This window comes from Bradyrhizobium sp. 23 (assembly GCF_023073295.1).
Taxonomy (GTDB): Bacteria; Pseudomonadota; Alphaproteobacteria; order Rhizobiales; family Xanthobacteraceae; genus Bradyrhizobium; species Bradyrhizobium canariense_D.
In genome coordinates this window covers 1-516 of the sequence record NZ_JADPJF010000118.1, presented here as the reverse complement: position 1 = coordinate 516, position 516 = coordinate 1, and the positions used below count along the sequence as shown (strand labels likewise).

The following is a 516-nucleotide window of genomic DNA, read 5'->3' as shown; positions in this document are numbered from 1 at the left end:
GTTCAACAGCGCAAATGATGGTTTATGGACGCGCGGTCTGCTGATCCGTCGCCATATCGCCGATGGCGATCTCGCCTTCTTCACCACCTGGTGCCCAGCGGGAACATCAATTGAAACGCTGGTCGCGGTCGAAGGCCATCGATGGGCGATCGAGGACAGCTTTGAAACCGCGAAAAACGAGTTCGGGCTCGATCATAACGAGAGCAGGTCCTGGCATGGCTGGCATCGCCACGTGTCCCTGGTGATGCTCGCCTTCGCCATGCTGGCGGCGATCCGCCATCGCGCTAATCCGCCACCGCCCAAAAAAACGAAACCTCGCCCCCCGGCAAAAGCCAAAGCATAACCACACCGCCACTGATCCGTTGGTCAATCCAGGAAATCCGCCGCATTGCCATCAGACTTGCTCGAAAGCGTATTCAACCCGCACGCATCATCGCATGGTCTTTCTGGCGCAGAGCTCATCAGGCTGCCGCTCAACGCGCTCACGTCAAATCAAAAAGACAACTGTAATGCTAG

Annotated in this window: 1 protein-coding gene; it reads left to right on the top strand. The window is 57.2% G+C overall.

Features of this window, described 5'->3' with window-relative positions:
* A partial coding sequence (locus IVB32_RS28790) for a transposase (RefSeq protein WP_247412123.1) occupies positions 1–343 on the top strand: 343 nt, incomplete at its 5' end.
* Positions 344–516: the final 173 nt, after the last annotated feature.